General features: G+C 66.1%; 16 protein-coding genes. 12 read left to right on the plus strand and 4 right to left on the minus strand.

Annotation, left to right across the window (positions count from 1 at the left end; translation table 11 throughout):
* Nucleotides 1-9 precede the first annotated feature (9 nt).
* Nucleotides 10-1320: a porin gene (locus ACGLHS_RS17205; protein WP_394481599.1), complete on the minus strand. Its 1311-nt coding sequence runs from the start codon at nt 1318-1320 to the stop codon at nt 10-12.
* 282 nt (nt 1321-1602) lie between these two features.
* Between ACGLHS_RS17205 and coq7 the strand changes: the two genes are divergently transcribed.
* Nucleotides 1603-2232: a 2-polyprenyl-3-methyl-6-methoxy-1,4-benzoquinone monooxygenase gene (gene coq7 / locus ACGLHS_RS17210; RefSeq protein ID WP_394481601.1), complete on the plus strand. Its 630-nt coding sequence runs from the start codon at nt 1603-1605 to the stop codon at nt 2230-2232.
* Between the two features lie 10 nt (nt 2233-2242).
* Here the strand turns inward: coq7 and ACGLHS_RS17215 are convergent, their stop codons facing one another.
* Nucleotides 2243-2692, minus strand: coding sequence for an OsmC family protein (locus ACGLHS_RS17215; RefSeq protein WP_394481603.1), 450 nt, complete (start codon nt 2690-2692; stop codon nt 2243-2245).
* A 281-nt stretch (nt 2693-2973) separates the two neighbouring features.
* On the opposite strand from ACGLHS_RS17215, the gene ACGLHS_RS17220 reads away from it, so the two are divergent.
* Complete coding sequence (locus ACGLHS_RS17220; RefSeq protein WP_394482480.1) at nt 2974-4179, plus strand: porin; 1206 nt, start codon at nt 2974-2976, stop codon at nt 4177-4179.
* A 94-nt stretch (nt 4180-4273) separates the two neighbouring features.
* Here the strand turns inward: ACGLHS_RS17220 and ACGLHS_RS17225 are convergent, their stop codons facing one another.
* Entirely contained in the window at nt 4274-5404 is a 1131-nt protein-coding gene (locus ACGLHS_RS17225; protein ID WP_394481606.1) for a hypothetical protein, read from the minus strand.
* 49 nt (nt 5405-5453) lie between these two features.
* On the opposite strand from ACGLHS_RS17225, the gene ilvA reads away from it, so the two are divergent.
* A complete protein-coding gene (ilvA, locus tag ACGLHS_RS17230; RefSeq protein WP_394481608.1) occupies nt 5454-7064 on the plus strand; it encodes a threonine ammonia-lyase, biosynthetic in 1611 nt (536 codons plus the stop codon).
* Between the two features lie 73 nt (nt 7065-7137).
* On the opposite strand, the gene ACGLHS_RS17235 is transcribed toward ilvA, so the two are convergent.
* Complete coding sequence (locus tag ACGLHS_RS17235; RefSeq protein WP_394481610.1) at nt 7138-7767, minus strand: hypothetical protein; 630 nt, start codon at nt 7765-7767, stop codon at nt 7138-7140.
* Nucleotides 7768-7816: 49 nt separating this feature from the next.
* Between ACGLHS_RS17235 and gspG the strand changes: the two genes are divergently transcribed.
* From gspG to gspD, 9 genes are all read left to right on the plus strand, one after another.
* Complete coding sequence (gene gspG / locus ACGLHS_RS17240) at nt 7817-8257, plus strand: type II secretion system major pseudopilin GspG (protein ID WP_394481612.1); 441 nt, start codon at nt 7817-7819, stop codon at nt 8255-8257.
* Nucleotides 8232-8735 (plus strand): prepilin-type N-terminal cleavage/methylation domain-containing protein, encoded by a 504-nt coding sequence (locus ACGLHS_RS17245; protein WP_394481614.1) that lies wholly within the window; start codon nt 8232-8234, stop codon nt 8733-8735. Before gspG ends, ACGLHS_RS17245 begins: the two co-directional genes overlap by 26 nt.
* Entirely contained in the window at nt 8732-9118 is a 387-nt protein-coding gene (gene gspI, locus ACGLHS_RS17250; protein ID WP_093245365.1) for a type II secretion system minor pseudopilin GspI, read from the plus strand. The genes ACGLHS_RS17245 and gspI overlap by 4 nt, the downstream gene beginning before the upstream one ends.
* 92 nt (nt 9119-9210) lie before the next feature.
* The gene (locus ACGLHS_RS17255) at nt 9211-9930 is read left to right on the plus strand and encodes a type II secretion system protein J (protein WP_093245363.1); all 720 of its coding nucleotides are present in this window, start codon (nt 9211-9213) and stop codon (nt 9928-9930) included.
* Nucleotides 9927-10940, plus strand: a complete 1014-nt coding sequence (gene gspK, locus ACGLHS_RS17260) for a type II secretion system minor pseudopilin GspK (protein ID WP_394481617.1) — start codon at nt 9927-9929, stop codon at nt 10938-10940. The genes ACGLHS_RS17255 and gspK overlap by 4 nt, the downstream gene beginning before the upstream one ends.
* Nucleotides 10941-11068: 128 nt before the next feature.
* On the plus strand, nt 11069-12283 hold the full coding sequence (gspL, locus tag ACGLHS_RS17265; RefSeq protein ID WP_093245361.1) for a type II secretion system protein GspL: 1215 nt from the start codon (nt 11069-11071) through the stop codon (nt 12281-12283).
* Complete coding sequence (gspM, locus tag ACGLHS_RS17270; RefSeq protein ID WP_394481620.1) at nt 12280-12837, plus strand: type II secretion system protein GspM; 558 nt, start codon at nt 12280-12282, stop codon at nt 12835-12837. Before gspL ends, gspM begins: the two co-directional genes overlap by 4 nt.
* A 19-nt stretch (nt 12838-12856) precedes the next feature.
* Complete coding sequence (gene gspN, locus ACGLHS_RS17275; RefSeq protein WP_394481622.1) at nt 12857-13657, plus strand: type II secretion system protein N; 801 nt, start codon at nt 12857-12859, stop codon at nt 13655-13657.
* Between the two features lie 10 nt (nt 13658-13667).
* A complete protein-coding gene (gene gspD / locus ACGLHS_RS17280) occupies nt 13668-15968 on the plus strand; it encodes a type II secretion system secretin GspD (protein ID WP_394481624.1) in 2301 nt (766 codons plus the stop codon).
* Nucleotides 15969-15983: the final 15 nt, after the last annotated feature.

The raw sequence follows: 15983 nt of genomic DNA on the forward strand, positions 1-15983 counted from the left end.
AGCGTCAAATTAGAAAGCGTGACGGATACCGAAGTCGTAGCCGGTTGCGCTCTTCGGAGCGTAGCCGCCACCGTTGATGTAGCCAGGCGAACCACCGGTCACAGCGCCCATGACGGACGGGTTGTTGTAGGCGTTCTTCAGGTTGATGCGCGACAGCGTAGCGTACAGGGCAGTGCGCTTCGACAGGTTGTGCACGTAGCCGATGGCGAACTGGTTAGCACGGGCGTTGCCGTTGTTCGTGTTGAAGAAGTTGAACACTTGCGGAGCGCCGTTCTTGTACTTCACCGACGAATACGAAGCGCGGATCAGGCCAGCACCGACCGGCACCGTCACACCCAGCAGGTAGCCGTTGTACTTGTCGTTTTGCGTCGAGGTCGTCAGGAACGGGATGCCACCGAAGTTGATAGGCGTGCCCAGTTCGTTCTTGTCCTTGACTTGCGAGTACTCGCCGAACAGCTTGGCGGGGCCGAAGTCGTAAGAAGCACCCAGGTTGAAGGTGTTGATCTTGCGATTCTGCGTGCCAGCCAGTGCTGCCGAGTCGGCAGCCGTGCTTTGGCCGTACGAAGCGGCGACGTCCAGCGGGCCGTTGGCGTAGCCGAAACGACCACCAACGTAACGACCCTTCGACGACGGGCTGCTGAAGCCGGTGTCGCTGGTCTTGACGTTTTCATGCAGCGCGTACATGAACTGACCGTAGAAACCACCCAGGTTCGGCGGCAGGAAGTAGCCGATCGAGTTGCTCGAACGAACATAGTTGTCGCTGGTGGAAACTGCGGAGCCAGGGCCTGCAGCGCTTGCCAGACGGGTGCTGATGTTCGAGATCAGGTTGGTGCCAACGCCGTTGGTGCCGAACGGATCGAACACGGTGTCGTTCCAGAACGTCGGGGTGTAGTCACGGCCGAGGCGGACTTCACCGAACGGACCCGACAGGCTCACCGTCGAACGACGGTTGAAAGCCAAGCCACCGTTGCGATCGGTCGTAACGCCAGGGGTACCCGACAGACCACCGAGACCGGTGTCGTTGTTCAGACCAGCTTCGAGCCAGAAGCTTGCAGCCAGGCCACCACCGAGGTCTTCCGTACCACGGAAGCCCAGGCGGCTCGAGTTGTAACCCGAGTTAGCCAGTGCGGTTTGGCTTTGCTTGCGGCCAGCGGGAACAGCGAAAGGCTGGATCGCGAACGGGGTCGACGGCTGCCAGGTGCTCTTGGTCGAGTAGTTACTGATCGACGCGTCGACCACACCGAACAGCGTGACGGACGACTGGGCCGAGGCAACACCGGCAACAGCCAGGGCAGCCAGAGCAACTAGAGATTTTTTCATTGCAAGTTTCTCCAAGGTTAAACATAGGGCTCCGGTGCGAAGGGCTCACCGTGACTGGCACTTTTGTGCTCCCACCGGACCCCGGGCCAACCTCCTTTTGGGAAGTTGTTGCTATTGCACCAGAGCCGCTGCGGCAGGGCAAAACAATTCGCCCGAAATCTTGGATGGCCTGCGCGTTTCGTTGCAGTCCTGCAACAAAGGACTTAGGTCACCTGCCGCACCACAATATGAAATCAAGCGGTGCACCGGTGCGGCCTTTGTCATGTGCGTTCAAATAGCTGCATGACGCTCTTGCTCGACCCCGTCCTGACCGCCGCAGATGCGGCGTTGCGTACGCTCTTTGCCCGTCCTCATGCCACCCGGCTCATGCCCCTCCCCTCCCACACACCTGGAGAGATGAGCGACAACGAACGCCGGGATGCCGGCGCATTGATGCGCGTGAATCACGTAGGTGAAGTCTGTGCCCAGGCGCTTTACACGGCCCAGGCGGCCGTCGCAGGCGACCCGGCTCTGCGCGCCCAATTCCTTGAGGCTTCGCATGAGGAAACCGATCATCTGGCCTGGACACGCCAGCGCCTCGATGAGCTCGGCGCTCGGCCTTCAATCCTGAACCCACTCTGGTACGCGGGCGCATTCAGCCTGGGTCTTCTCGCAGGACGCCTCGGCGACCCGCTGAGCCTGGGGTTCGTCGCCGAAACCGAGCGCCAGGTGGAAGCTCATCTCGACAGCCATCTGGATCGCCTCCCTCCCGCAGACAGCGCATCCCGAGCGGTCGTCGAGCAGATGAAACTCGATGAAGCGCGCCATGCGGCGCAGGCCGTCGATGCAGGCGCGGCAGAGCTTCCGGCGCCTGCGAAAGCCCTGATGCGCGTGGCCTCCCGCGTGATGACCACGCTGGCGCACCGCATCTAGCGCGTCGACGTCAGGTTTCGATCAGATCGAAACTTGTAGTGATCTCGGCGGTCTTCGCCAGCATGATGCTGGCCGAGCAATAGGTTTCGTGGCTGAGCGCAATCGCGCGCTCCACAGCGGAAGCCGGAATGCCCTTCCCTGCAACGGTGAAATGCATGTGGATTTTCGTGAACACCTTGGGATCTTTTTCCGCGCGCTCGCTGGTCAACTTGACGCTGCAACGCTCGACACGATGCCGCCCGCGCTTCAGGATGAGCACGACGTCATAGGCGGTGCAGCCTCCCGTGCCGGCCAGCACGGTTTCCATCGGTCGTGCCGCGAGATTTTGCCCGCCGTTCTCGGGCTTTACGGCATCAGGGGCGCCGTCCATCATCAGAACGTGGCCACTGCCCGTCTCGGCAACAAAGCCCATGGCCGATCGGGTGCCTGCATCACCGGTCCAACTTACTGTGCATTCCATGGTTTTTGAGGGCTCCAGTCGAGGATGTCGGGCACAAATGCACGGCAACATCCATTAATGTGTGGGAAAAGCATCACTCGCTTGTTGCAACGCAACAAACAGTCGATATACTTTATTTCATTGCGCGCCAAGCTGTGCGCACCCAGTTGTCTCCTCCACCCTTCCAATTGGTGGATTTAGCCCCGAGCTGCAAAGCTCGGGGCTTTTTTCTTTCCAGCGGTCCAAGAGGCCCCACGCACTGCGGCGCCACTCTAGTGCGCCACACGAAAAGGGCAGCTGCTCTGGCTGCCCTGGCTGTTGCCGGTGTTGCCTCGGCCCAGTCGTCCGTCACGCTGTTCGGTGTGGTCGACGCGTCGATCAGTGGCTATTCGAACAGCTCGCGTGACGTGCGCAACGCCTTCCTCAATCGGGGCAGCGTCAAGACCAGCAGCCGCCAACTGGCTAACGGGGGCTACAACTCCAGCCGTTTGGGCTTCCGTGGCACGGAAGACCTTGGTGGCGGCCTCTCGGCCAGCTTCTGGCTCGAAGCCCCGATCAGCAATGACGACGGCCAGCAAGGCGTCGCGACGTTCAATCGTCGCTCGACGGTGAGCCTGTCGGGTCCGTTCGGTGAAGTTCGCCTCGGCCGTGACTACACCCCGACGTTCTGGAACGACACCGTGTTCGATCCGTTCGGCACCAACGGCGTTGGCACCAACCTGATCTCGACGGCCAACACCAGCTTCGGAGCCTTCGGCACTCCCGCAGCGACGGTGGGGTCCTTCGCCAATGGCGGCAAGAGCAACTACGACCGCGCCAGCAACACCATCGGCTACTTCCTGCCGCCGAACCTGGGTGGCTTCTACGGTCAACTGATGTACGGCTTCAGCGAAAAGACCAAGTACAGCCCTGGCATCGCGACGCCCGACATCCTGAACACGCAGCGTCAAGGTCGTTACGTTGGCGGTCGCTTCGGCTACGCCAACGGCCCGCTGGATGTTGCGTTGGCCTATGGCAGCAGCACTGTTGGCGACGACTACTATGCAGGCATCACCAGCAAGGTGAACACGTTCAACCTCGGCGCTTCGTATGACTTCGGTCCTGTGAAGCTCTTTGGTGAGTACTCGAAGGCCAAGAACAAGCTGGACTCCGACAACCAACGGTTCACGTTCAGCAACGTCAACTCGAATTCAGTCGACCTGACCGGTTACCTGCTCGGCGTGACCGTGCCAGTCGGCGTAGGCCTGATCCGCGCTTCGTACTCGGCGGTCAAGCTCGACCTGAACCAGCCGTTCGCATTCAACCAACGTGACCCGAAGGCCAACAAACTGGCACTCGGTTACGTACACAACCTGTCGAAGCGCACGGCGCTGTATGCGACGGTCGCTCGTATCAGCAACAAGAACGGCGCTGCTTTGACGACCGGCGGCCCCGGCTTCATCGCCAACAACACCTTCACCCCGAAGACATCGACCGGCTACGACTTCGGCATCCGCCACGCGTTCTGATCCGCAGGTCTTGATTCCCATGCTGGCTCGCGCCAGTTCGAATCGACAAAGCCTCAAGTCGCCCAGCTCACGCTGGGCGACTTTTTGCTCTTTCTCAGCTCATTCGTCCACGCCTGCTTTGCAGCAACCCCACATTCATTTCTCCGCTCAGCACCGATGCGTAGAAACGCTCGACCATGTTGACGCTCGTTCGCGCATTGCGCGCCAAGGTCAGCATGTCGATGCCCTGCCCATACAAGAGCCGCAACGTGATCGCGGTATGGCGCAGGCAATACAGCGTCCTCGACTGACCCAGCGGTCCCTTCTCGAGTCCCGCTTTTTCGAGCACCCAGTGAAAGAAGAAGTTGAGCACCGCGAGCGCGTGCTCGCGGTTCCTCAACTGCGGCATGAAGATGTAGTCTTCCGCCCCGCCAAAGCCATGCTCGCGACGATAAGTGAGCAAACATTCATGAACCCGCACGGCCGGACGCAAGCTCACGATGGGCTGGCTGTGTCGCTTGGTCTCGGGCAGGTTCATTCGCAGGTAGACATGCTTGCCGCGCACGACCTCGATGTGCTTGTGCTTCATGAGCTTGATGTCGCTCGGACGCACGAAGGTGTTCACCATCCAGCGGATCAGCCAAGGCAACTCGTCCGGCATGACGAGCAGTTCGCGCGCAATCCAGAAGCGTTCGCCGGGGGCGAGTTGATCGAGCACCGGATGCGAGTGTCCGCGCAAGCTGCGCGCGGTCTCGATGATCGTCCGGTACTCGGCGACGCTGAAGCTGCCGCGCGGCTGGCTGCGCACCTTGACCTTCGGAAATGCAGGCGCATCGCGAAGCACCCCGATGTGCACGCCGTGCATCACCACCTTGCGCAACAGCACCAGGTACTGGGCAATCGTCGTACTGGTGAAGCCCTGCTCTCCGAGGCGATCTATCAAACGTTGCGCGTCGGTGGTTGCAAACGACTGCGCCGGCACATCGCCCAGCAGCGGAACGATGTGCGCACGCAACCTGTTGCCCATCACTTGCCACGTTGCACGCCCAATTTCCTTTCGCTGGACGCGCGCGGCCTCCGCCTGCATCAGCCCTTTGGAAAGGTCGCTGACAGAAATTGATAACAAATTTTGCTCTGTCTTGAATTGATTGACGGTCGCGCGAACCGTGGGATAAGTGCGTTCAAAAAATCCCGAATCATTTGCAGCTGGGGCTTTGTTGAAGAGGTTTATGACATTTGTGTCCATGTCATATCCGCAAGCAATCCCGATGCCTCTTATCATCGTCAGTTAGCAAATGAAAACTCCCTTGAAAAAAATCATGCGCGGTGCGCCTGTTCATTCGGCGCTGACGCCCGCTGACTATCTCAGAAAAATTCTCAACGCCCGGGTTTATGACGTTGCGGTCGAGTCCGCGCTCGAGAAGTCGCGTGCACTCAGCGAGAGGCTCGGCAACACCGTGCTGCTCAAACGCGAGGACCAGCAACCAGTCTTCAGCTTCAAATTGCGCGGCGCGTACAACAAGATGGCGCACCTGAGTGCCGAGCAATTGGCAAGCGGCGTGATTTGCGCGTCAGCTGGCAATCACGCGCAAGGCGTCGCATTGGGTGCGCGCAAGCTCGGCACGCGCGCGGTCGTCGTCATGCCGGTGACGACGCCTCAATTGAAGATCGATGCGGTGCGCGGCTTCGGTGGCGAAATCGTCTTGCACGGCGACAGCTATTCAGACGCTTACTTGCACGCGCTCGAATTGCAGGCGCAGCAAAACCTGACCTTCGTTCATCCCTTCGACGACCCCGATGTGATTGCGGGCCAGGGCACCATCGCCATGGAAATCCTGCGGCAACACCAGGGACCGCTCGATGCCGTGTTTGTCGCGATCGGCGGCGGCGGTCTGATCTCCGGCGTGGCCAACTACATCAAGGCGGTGCGCCCCGAGATCAAGGTGATCGGCGTCCAGATGAACGACTCCGACGCGATGATGCAATCGGTTGCCGCACACGAGCGCGTGAACCTGCCCGACGTGGGCCTGTTCTCTGACGGCACCGCCGTCAAGCTCGTGGGCGAAGAAACCTTCCGCATCGCCAGCGAACTGGTGGACGACTACATCGCCGTCGACACCGACGCCGTGTGCGCCGCCATCAAGGACATCTTCGTCGACACGCGCAGCATCGTCGAACCGGCGGGCGCGCTGGCGGTGGCGGCCATCAAGGAATACGTGGCGCAGCACGGTCGCCATGGCGAGACTTACGCGGCCATCCTGTGCGGCGCCAACATGAACTTCGACCGCCTGCGTTTCGTCGCCGAGCGCGCCGAAGTCGGCGAAGAACGCGAGGCGCTGTTCGCGGTCACGATCCCCGAGGAGCGCGGCAGCTTCCGCCGCTTCTGCGAGCTGATCAGCGAGATGCCCGCGAACACCGCCGCGCCTGCGGGTGGTGGCGCGCCGCGCAACGTGACCGAGTTCAACTACCGCATCAGCGATGCCGCCAAGGCCCATGTGTTCGTCGGCCTCACGACATCGGCGCGCGGCGAATCGGCCACCATCGCGAAGACCTTCATCGACCACGGCTTCGATGCGCTCGACCTCACGCACGACGAACTCGCCAAGGAGCATCTGCGGCACCTGGTCGGCGGACGCACGGGCCTGGCGCACGACGAGCGGCTGCTGCGCTTCGTGTTCCCCGAGCGCCCGGGTGCGTTGCTGAAGTTCCTGAGCCTGATGCGGCCGAACTGGAACATCAGCCTGTTCCACTACCGCAACCAGGGCGCCGACTACGGCCGCATCCTGGTCGGGCTGCAAGTGCCGGCCGGTGAGGCCGCCGCGTTCGATGCCTTCCTCGAAACGCTGGGCTATCCCTACGTCGAGGAAACGGCCAACCCCGCGTACCGGCTGTTCCTGCAGGCCTGACGCACGGCGGAAAAGAAAAAGCCGGCGCAAAGCCGGCTTTTTTCATTCATTCGCTCGTTCAACAACGGCGCTGCTACTGAGCGGCGGCCCCCTGGGGCGGCGGCGTCATCGCCGGCTGCTGTTGCAGGGACCCGCCGCCCATCTGCGGCGGCGCCGCGACAGCCGGCATGGTCGCGGGCAGAAGCCCTGCTGGCGCGGCCTGGGGCGCAGGCGTTGCCAGCGGAGGCGGCGGCACGCTGCTGCTGACGCTGATCGGCGCGCGCACGGGCAACTGCAGCGTGAACGCGGCCGGTCCATCGACCTGCGCACCCAGCGTCGCCGCACGCACACCCACCGACTGCAGCACGTAGTTGTCGCCCACCTTCGAGCCAACACGGAACGGCCGGGGCGGCTTGCCATCGATGGAAATCAGCGCGGCCCCTTGCTTCGAGGGGTCCGCCACCACACCCGACAGCGCGAAGCGACTGGCCGCCTCGGGGGCCACGGGTGCCGTGCTCGTCGAAGGCAGCACGCCGAGCAACCGCGCGACCGCATCGGAATCGGCAGACACCGAAGGCCGGGGCATCGTTGCCGCGGCCGCCACGGCGTCGGCCGGCGAGGCCAGGCGCAGCCCCCAGAACACCGCGGCGCCGGCGGCCAGTGCCCAAAGGCCGGTCGTTGCAAGTGGGGCATGCCAGCGGGCTGCGGAGTAAGGACTTGTCATGGCCGCGGATTATCATGCAGCGCGCTTTCCGAACCATGTCGCCCAACCTATGACCAAATTCCTTCGTGCCACCTCCCGCACCGCCCAACGCGGCTTCACGCTGATCGAGCTGATGGTGGTGCTGGTCATCATCGGCGTGCTGGCAGCGCTGATCGTGCCGAACGTGATCGAGCGCGCCGACGACGCCCGCGTGACGGCCGCCCGCACCGACATCAACAACCTGATGCAGGCGCTGAAGCTCTACCGCCTGGACAACCAGCGCTACCCGACCGCCGAGCAGGGCCTGCAGGCGCTGCTCACGCGCCCGACCACCGGCCCGGCCGCCCCCAACTGGAAGCCCTACGTCGAGAAGCTGCCCAACGACCCCTGGGGCCATCCCTACCAGTACCTGAACCCGGGCATCAAGGGCGAAATCGACGTGCTCTCGTTCGGCGCGGACGGCGTGAGCGGCGGCGAAGGCAAGAATGCCGACATCGGCAGCTGGCAATAGCGGCACCGGCGCCCGCCGCCACCCCAAGCAGCAGCGCCGCGCCCTCGGCGGCTTCACCCTGCTGGAGTTGATCGTCGTGATCGCGATCATCGCGATCGCCACCGCCAGCGTGAGCTTCGCGATGCGCGACACCAACGCCGCCAAGCTCGACCGCGAGGCCGACCGGCTCGCCGCCCTTCTCGAATCGGCCCGCGCTCAATCGCGGGCCAGTGGCGTCGCGGTGCGTTGGCGGCCAGTCGAAGGCAGCTTCGTGTTCGATGGCCTGCCGGCCGACGCACTGCCTGGCGGCTGGGTCGCCGAAGGCATCACGGCCCAGGTCTCGCTCGCTAGCGGCGTGCTGGTTCCCGCCTTGCAGCTCGGACCCGACCCGATCATTGCAGCCCAACAGGTCACGCTGTATTCCGCCGGCCCGCCCGCGCGCGCGCTGCGCATCGCCACCGACGGGCTGCGCCCCTTCACCGTCTCCGCCGTGCCATGAGCCGCCGGCCCTTTTCTTCTTCCTCGCGCAGCGACGGCGGCTTCACGCTGATCGAGGTGCTGATCGCCCTGGGCATCGTCGCGCTGGCGCTCGCCGCCGGCTCGCAGGCCACGATGTCGCTCACGCGCAATGCGCAGCGCCAGTCCGACCTGGTGCTGGCCGACCTGTGCGCCGAGAACGAACTCGCCAAGGCGCGCCTGTCGCGGCAGATGCCTGCGGTGGGCGACTCGGGTTCGATCTGCGTGCAGGCGGGCGCGTCGTTCAACGTGACGACCTCGACGGTGCCCACGCTCAATCCCAATTTCCGCCGCGTCGACGTGCAGGTGCGCGACGAAGGCAACGCGCCGATCCTGCGCATCTCGACCATCGTGGGGAGGTACTGATGACCGGCCCCAGGCTGCACGCGCCTCGCGTCGCTTCTCCTTCTTCTCCTTGCCGGGCGCAACACCCACGGCCGGACGAAGCCCGCTCCCCGATGCTCCAGCAGCGGGCCTCGCGACATCGGGCGCGCGGCTTCACTCTGATCGAGTTGCTGGTCGCCATCTCCGTGATGGCGCTCCTGTCGCTCGTGAGCTGGCGCGGGCTCGACAGCATGTCGCGCGCCACCACGCAGAACCAGCAACGCGCCGACGCCGTGCTGACGCTGCAAGCCACGCTCGCCCAGTGGGGCGCCGACCTCGACGCCACGACCGCGCTCGCCCAGACCCGTCCGATCGACTGGGATGGCCGCGTGCTGCGCCTCACCCGCCGCAACAGCGACGCGGCCGCACCGGCGGTGCAGGTGGTGGCATGGACACTGCGCGGCGGCCCCGACGGCGTGCGCTGGCGACGCTGGCAATCGCCCACCTTCACCACGCGCGGCGAATGGCAGCAGGCCTGGAACCTCGCCGCCAGCTGGGCGCAAGACGGTGGCGCGCAACCGGGCGGCTACGGTGATGTCGCCTTGATGGCCGCCGACAGCTGGCAGCTTTTCTTCTTCCGCGACAACACCTGGGTGCCGGCCGGCGAGTTGCCCGCCGCCACGCCGCCGCCGACCAATCCGCCCACGCCGGGCAACCCGGCCAGCCCTACCACCCCCATCGTCAACATGCCCGATGGCGTGCGCCTGGTGCTGAGCCTGCCGCCCGGCGACGGGCTGTCGGGCGTCCTCACCCGCGACTGGGTCCGGCCGACAGTCGGAGCGCCGAAATCATGACGACGCCGCGCACCACCCCGCCGATGCAACGCGCGCGCCGCCAGGCCGGTGCCGCGCTGCTCGCCGCCATGCTGACGGTGATGCTGGTCGCCACCTTCTCCGCCGCGGCGCTGTGGCAGCAATGGCGCGCATCGGAAGTCGAAGGCGCCGAGCGCGCGCGCGTGCAAGCCGCCTGGGTGCTGATCGGCGCGCTCGACTGGTCGCGCCTGATCCTTGCCGAAGACGGCCGCGCCGGCGGTGCCGATCATCTGGGCGAACCCTGGGCTGTGCCGCTCGAAGAGGCGCGCCTCACCAGCTTTCTGGCGGCCGACAAGAACGCGTCGAGCGACAGTCTCGACGGCCTGCCCGATGCCTTCCTCTCGGGCCGCATCGTCGATGCGCAGTCCAAGCTCAACGTGCTGTCGCTGGTCGATGGCGGCAAGCCGGTGCCGGCCAGCGTCGCCACCTTCACCCGGTTGTTCAACCTGCTGGGGCTGCCGCTGTCGGAACTCAACCGGATGACCGCCGGCCTGGCCAGCGCGCTGTCGAACGGCACCACGGCCGATGGCAGCGCCGATGTCGATGCAGGCGCCGCGCCGTTGCTGCCGCAAGAGGTCTCGCAGCTGGTGTGGCTGGGCCTCTCGCCCTCGACTGCCACGGCGCTCCAACCCTACGTGACGATCCTTCCAGTACGCACCAGGCTCAACATCAATACGGCAAGTGCCGAGGCGATCAGCGCCAGCATGGAATCGCTCAGCATCGCCAACGCGCGGCAACTGGTCGACCGCCGCACACGCGCCTTCTTCAAGGACCTCCCTGCCGCCAACGCCGCATTGCCCAGCGGCAGCAGTTCGCTCTTCAACGAGGCGCAGCATTCTGTGGGCACCAACTACTTCGAGGTGTATGGCCGCCTGCGCCTGGACCGCACCTGGGTCGAGGAACACTCGCTCCTGCAGCGCAACGGCATCACGGTGACGACGGTCTGGCGCACGCGCGGCGCCGGTGCGACGAACACTCCGGTCAAACCCTGATGTCGAAAGTAATCTTCCTCCTCAAAAAGGCCGTTCCAGAAGCGTCATATCTGCGAGTTACGCTATCGAAATAAGAGCGCTCTACTGTAAGACGCCCACCTACAATCACCGGCTTTTCCAAGATCGACATGACTCCCCTGCTGCTCATTGCCCCCCTCCCTCCGGCCGACGCCGCGGGTGAGTACGACTGGGCCCAGGCAGGCGACGACGGCATTGCGTTGCGCAACCAAGGCCGCGCGCTGCTGGCGCTCCTGCCATCGAGCACAGAAGTCACGCTCGGCATTCCTTCCGCCGCGTTGTCGTGGCACCGCGTCACGCTGCCCAAGGGCAGCACGGGCAGCGCCTCCAAGCTGCGCGCCGTGCTCGACGGCCTGCTGGAAGAGCACCTGCTCGACGACCCCGAGGCATTGCACTTCGCGCTCGAACCCGACGCCAAGGCTGCCGGCACGCCGGTGTGGGTCGCGGCCTGCAACCGCATCTGGCTGCGCAGCGTCGTGCAGGGGCTCGAAGCGGCGGGGCGGCGCGTGGTGCGCATCGTCCCCGAGTTCGCGCCGCAGCCGGCCGACGGCCCGCCGCTGCTGCAGATCACGGGCGAACCCGAGGCGCCGCAGCTCACCGTCTGCGATGCCGACGGCGTCGTCTCGCTGCCGCTGGCCGGTGCCGGGCTGGCCCTGTCGGGCGGCCTGCCGCTCGACACCGCCGTCATCACCACCGAGCCCGCCGTGGCCGAAACGGCCGAGCACCTGCTCGGGCGCCGCGTGCCCATCGTGCAGACGCCGCAGCGCTGGCTGCAGGCCGCACGCACGCCCTGGGAGCTGGCGCAGTTCGACCTTGCCGCAACCGGCCGCGCGCGTGCCGGCAAGCGGTTCGCCTCGGTGCTCCAGACCCTGCGCTACGCACCCGAGTGGCGCGCCGCGCGCTGGGGCGCCGTCGCGCTGCTGCTGACCCAACTGATCGGCCTCAATGCCTGGGCCTGGAAAGAGCGCAACGCGCTCGAAGCCAAGCGCAAGGCTGCCGACGCCATCCTCACCCAGACCTTCCCCTCGGTGAAGATCGTGGTCGACGCACCGCTGCAGATGGCGCGCGAGGTCGCGGCACTGCAGCAGGCCGTGGGCGACGTGGCCAGCAGCGACTTCGAACCGATGGTCGGCGCGCTCGCCACCAACCTGCCGCCGGGCAAGGTGCCGGCCGCCGTCGACTACAGCGCCGGCCAGCTGCGCCTGCGCGGCCTCGGGCTGCAACCCTCCGAGGTCTCCCAGCTCACCGGCGCGCTCGCGCCGCGTGGCTACAACGTGCGCACTGAAGGCGATCTGCTGCTGGTACAGGCCGAGGCCACCCGATGAATTTCAGCGAACAGCTCAAGGCCCGCTGGGCCACCCTTGAAGCGCGCGAGCGCCGCCTGGTCGCCGCCGCGGTCGCGCTCGTGGCACTCGCCTTGCTTTGGTGGATTGCGCTCGCCCCCGCGTTGCGCACGCTGGCCGCGGCCCCGGCCGAACACGCGAAGCTCGATGCCCAGCTGCAGCAGATGGCCACCTTGCAGAACCGCGCGAAGGCGATGCAGTCGCAGCCCCGGCTGAACCGCGACGACGCCATGCGTGCGCTCGAAACCTCGGTGCGCGAGGGCCTGGGCACCCACAACGCCCAGCTCATGAACGCCGGCGGCGACGGTGCCACCGTCACGCTGCGCGCGGCGCCCGCGCAGGCAGTCGCCCAATGGCTGGCGCAGGCACGCGGCAACGCCCACGCGGTGCCGCGCGAAGCCCACCTGACCCGCGCCCCCGCCGCAACGCCGACGACGCCCACGACACCCGCAGCGGGAGGCAAGGACGCATCGGCGCAAGCGCCGCAGGTCCGCTGGGAAGGCACACTCGTCATGGCGCTGCCCGCGGCGCGATGAGCCACGGCAACCCGGCGGCATGGTGACGCGCCCCCTTCTCCCCGAAACCAGGCCGCGTGGCGGCTGGCGCTGGGCCCTGCTCGGCGTCGTGATCGGTGCCGTGCTGACGGTGGTGCTGTTCGCGCCCGCGCGCTGGCTTTCGGCCGCGCTGTCGAACTGGAGCCAGGGCCGGCTGGTGCTGGCCAACCCGCGCGGCACCGTCTGGAACGGCACGGCCGCCGTGGTGTTCGCCAGCGGTGCCGGCGGCGCCGAAGCCATCTCGCTGCCGGGCCTGCTGCACTGGCGCATGCGACCGAGCTGGAGCGGCATGTCCGCCAGCCTCGACCTGCCCTGCTGCGCGGCCACGCCGCTCGAACTCAAGGCCAGCCCGCGCGCCAAGGGCATGCAGCTCGAATGGCAGGACGCTCGCTCGCGCTGGCCCGCGACCATGCTCACCGGCCTGGGTGCGCCCTGGAACACGCTCAAGCTCGACGGCGCGCTCGACCTCTCCACCAAGGCCTTCGCGATGCAGTGGGACGGCCCCACGCTGCACATCGCGGGGCAGGCGACGCTCGACGCCACCGATGTTTCTTCCAGCCTGTCGACCCTGCGGCCGATGGGCAGCTACCGGCTCACGCTCGAAGGCGGCAACCGCCCCACGCTGCTGCTCAGCACGCGCGAGGGCAGCCTCGAGCTGAACGGCAGCGGCAGCTGGAACGGCACCACCTTCCGCTTCAATGGCGAAGCCAGTGCCGCGCCCGGCCGCGAAGACGCGCTTTCCAATTTGTTGAACATCATCGGACGACGCGACAACGCGCGTTCGATCATCACCCTGGGTTGATCCGATCATGATGAAGCCACTGTCTTCGCCCGGCGCCCGCCTCGGCATCGTCGCCATCGCGGCGCGCATGCTGATCGCGGCGTCGCTCCTGCAGGCCGTCTCGCCTGCCTTCGCACAGGCCGGCGACGCACCGCGGCGCGGCGAACCGATCACGCTGAACTTCGCCAACGCCGACATCGAGGCCGTGGCCCGCACCATGGCCGTGGTGACTGGGCGCGACGTGGTGGTCGATCCGCGCGTCAAGGGCACGATGAACCTCGTCACCGACCGCGCCATCGCACCGGCAGCCGCGTTCAACCAGTTCGCCTCGGCGCTGCGGCTGCAGGGCTTCACGGTGGTCGAGGCCGACGGGCTCTACAAGGTCGTGCCCGAGGCCGACGCCAAGCTGCAGAGCAGCACGGTCAACACCTCCATCGGCGCGACCGCGTCGAGCGGCAGCAACCAGATCGTCACGCAGATCTTCAGGCTCAACTACGAGTCGCCCAACAGCCTGCTGCCAGTGCTGCGCCCGCTGATCCCACCGAACAACACCATCAACGTGAACCCGGGCAACAACTCGCTCGTGATCACCGACTACGCCGACAACATGCGCCGGCTGGCCCGCATCATCGCGTCGCTCGACGTGCCCAATGCGTCGGACATCGAAGTGATCCAGCTCAAGCACTCGGTCGCCACCGACCTGCTGCCGCTGGTCCAGCGGCTGGTCGACGGCAGCGGCTCGGGCGCACCGGGCGCCGCCGCTGCGCCGGGCGCGGCCGATGCGTCGTTCCGCACCACGCTGCTGGCCGATCCGCGCAGCAACTCGCTGATCTTGCGCGCGGCCAATCCGGCGCGCGTGCAGCTCGTGCGCACGCTGGTCGAGAAGCTCGACCGCGCACCCACGGACAGCGGCAACGGCGCGGCCGGCAACATCTACGTGGTCTACCTGAAGAACGCCGACGCGGTGCGGCTGGCGGCCACGCTGCGCGCCGCGATGGCGGCCAACCAGCAGTCGGGTACGCAAGGCGCCGTGGGCGGTGGCGGCAGCAGCCCGGTGCCGCAGCAAAGCAGCGCGCCGCAGGCCATGCAGACCAGCATGAGCGGAAGCAGCGGCGGTGGCTCGGCCGCCGCCAATGCGCCGCTGAACAACAACAACCAGCCTTCGACCGGCGGCCAGATCCAGGCCGACCCGACGACCAACTCGCTGATCATCACCGCGCCCGAGCCGCAGTACCGCCAGATCCGCGCGGTGATCGACAAGCTCGACGGCCGCCGTGCGCAGGTCATGATCGAAGCGCTGATCGTCGAGGTCAACGCCACCAAGGCGGCCCAGTTCGGCGTGCAATGGCAAAGCGCGCTCGGCAGCAACGGCGTCATCGGCACCAACTCCAGCCTCAACAAGTCCAACATCCTGGCACTGACGCAGGCATTGGCCACCCGCAACCCCGCCAACCTGGCGGGGTCGATCCAGCCGGGGCTGAACATCGGCATCGCGGGCAAGATCGGTGGCCAGTACATCCTGGGCGCGGTGGCGAACTTCTTCAGCAACGACAACGACGCCAACGTGCTGTCCACGCCCAACCTGCTGACGCTGGACAACGAAGAAGCCAAGATCGTGATCGGCCAGAACGTCCCCTTCCCCACGGGCTCCTATGCCAGCACTTCGGGCTCGGTGGGCGTGAACCCGTTCACCACCGTCGAGCGCAAGGACGTCGGCCTCACCCTGCGCGTGCGTCCGACCATCAACGAGAACGGCACCGTGAAGATGACGATCTTCCAGGAGACCTCCAACGTGACGGCCGGCACCCTCACCGACCCGAACGGTCCGACCACGGACAAGCGCTCGCTCGAATCGAGCGTGCTCGTGGACGACGGCGGCCTCGTGATGCTCGGCGGCCTGTTGTCGGACACCTACGGCACCAGCATCGACAAGGTGCCGCTCGCCGGCGACATCCCGGTGTTCGGCAATCTGTTCAAGAGCGAGAACCGCTCACGCAGCAAGAAGAACCTGATGATGTTCCTGCGCCCGGTCGTGATGCGCGACAACGCGTCGACCGAGGCTTTCGCCTACGACCGCTACGACCAGATCCGCGCCCTGCAACAAGTAGCCCAACCCAATGCCGACAACGTGATGCTGCGCGCCGTCGATGCCGCGCCGGTGCTGCCGCCGCTAGGCACCTCCGACAACCGCAACGGCACCCTGCGCGAGCAAGGCACCCAGCTGATTCCGCAGCCGTCCGCGCCGGTCGACAACCGCAAGCTGGCCCCGAGCCCCCTGCGCGGCGCGCTGCCGCCCACGGGCGACCCGGTGAGCGCGCGCGAGCTGCCCTGATCGCCCCGATCGTTC

Source organism: Variovorax sp. VaC1 (assembly GCF_043658315.1).
GTDB lineage: Bacteria > Pseudomonadota > Gammaproteobacteria > Burkholderiales > Burkholderiaceae_C > Variovorax.

Coding starts and splice junctions, on each gene's coding strand:
- ACGLHS_RS17205 (WP_394481599.1), bottom strand. CDS start 1,320: ATGAAAAAATCTCTAGTTGCTCTGGCTGCCCTGGCTGTTGCCGGTGTT.
- coq7 (WP_394481601.1), top strand. CDS start 1,603: ATGACGCTCTTGCTCGACCCCGTCCTGACCGCCGCAGATGCGGCGTTG.
- ACGLHS_RS17215 (WP_394481603.1), bottom strand. CDS start 2,692: ATGGAATGCACAGTAAGTTGGACCGGTGATGCAGGCACCCGATCGGCC.
- ACGLHS_RS17225 (WP_394481606.1), bottom strand. CDS start 5,404: ATGGACACAAATGTCATAAACCTCTTCAACAAAGCCCCAGCTGCAAAT.
- ilvA (WP_394481608.1), top strand. CDS start 5,454: ATGAAAACTCCCTTGAAAAAAATCATGCGCGGTGCGCCTGTTCATTCG.
- ACGLHS_RS17235 (WP_394481610.1), bottom strand. CDS start 7,767: ATGACAAGTCCTTACTCCGCAGCCCGCTGGCATGCCCCACTTGCAACG.
- gspG (WP_394481612.1), top strand. CDS start 7,817: ATGACCAAATTCCTTCGTGCCACCTCCCGCACCGCCCAACGCGGCTTC.
- ACGLHS_RS17245 (WP_394481614.1), top strand. CDS start 8,232: ATGCCGACATCGGCAGCTGGCAATAGCGGCACCGGCGCCCGCCGCCAC.
- gspI (WP_093245365.1), top strand. CDS start 8,732: ATGAGCCGCCGGCCCTTTTCTTCTTCCTCGCGCAGCGACGGCGGCTTC.
- ACGLHS_RS17255 (WP_093245363.1), top strand. CDS start 9,211: ATGCTCCAGCAGCGGGCCTCGCGACATCGGGCGCGCGGCTTCACTCTG.
- gspK (WP_394481617.1), top strand. CDS start 9,927: ATGACGACGCCGCGCACCACCCCGCCGATGCAACGCGCGCGCCGCCAG.
- gspL (WP_093245361.1), top strand. CDS start 11,069: ATGACTCCCCTGCTGCTCATTGCCCCCCTCCCTCCGGCCGACGCCGCG.
- gspM (WP_394481620.1), top strand. CDS start 12,280: ATGAATTTCAGCGAACAGCTCAAGGCCCGCTGGGCCACCCTTGAAGCG.
- gspN (WP_394481622.1), top strand. CDS start 12,857: ATGGTGACGCGCCCCCTTCTCCCCGAAACCAGGCCGCGTGGCGGCTGG.
- gspD (WP_394481624.1), top strand. CDS start 13,668: ATGAAGCCACTGTCTTCGCCCGGCGCCCGCCTCGGCATCGTCGCCATC.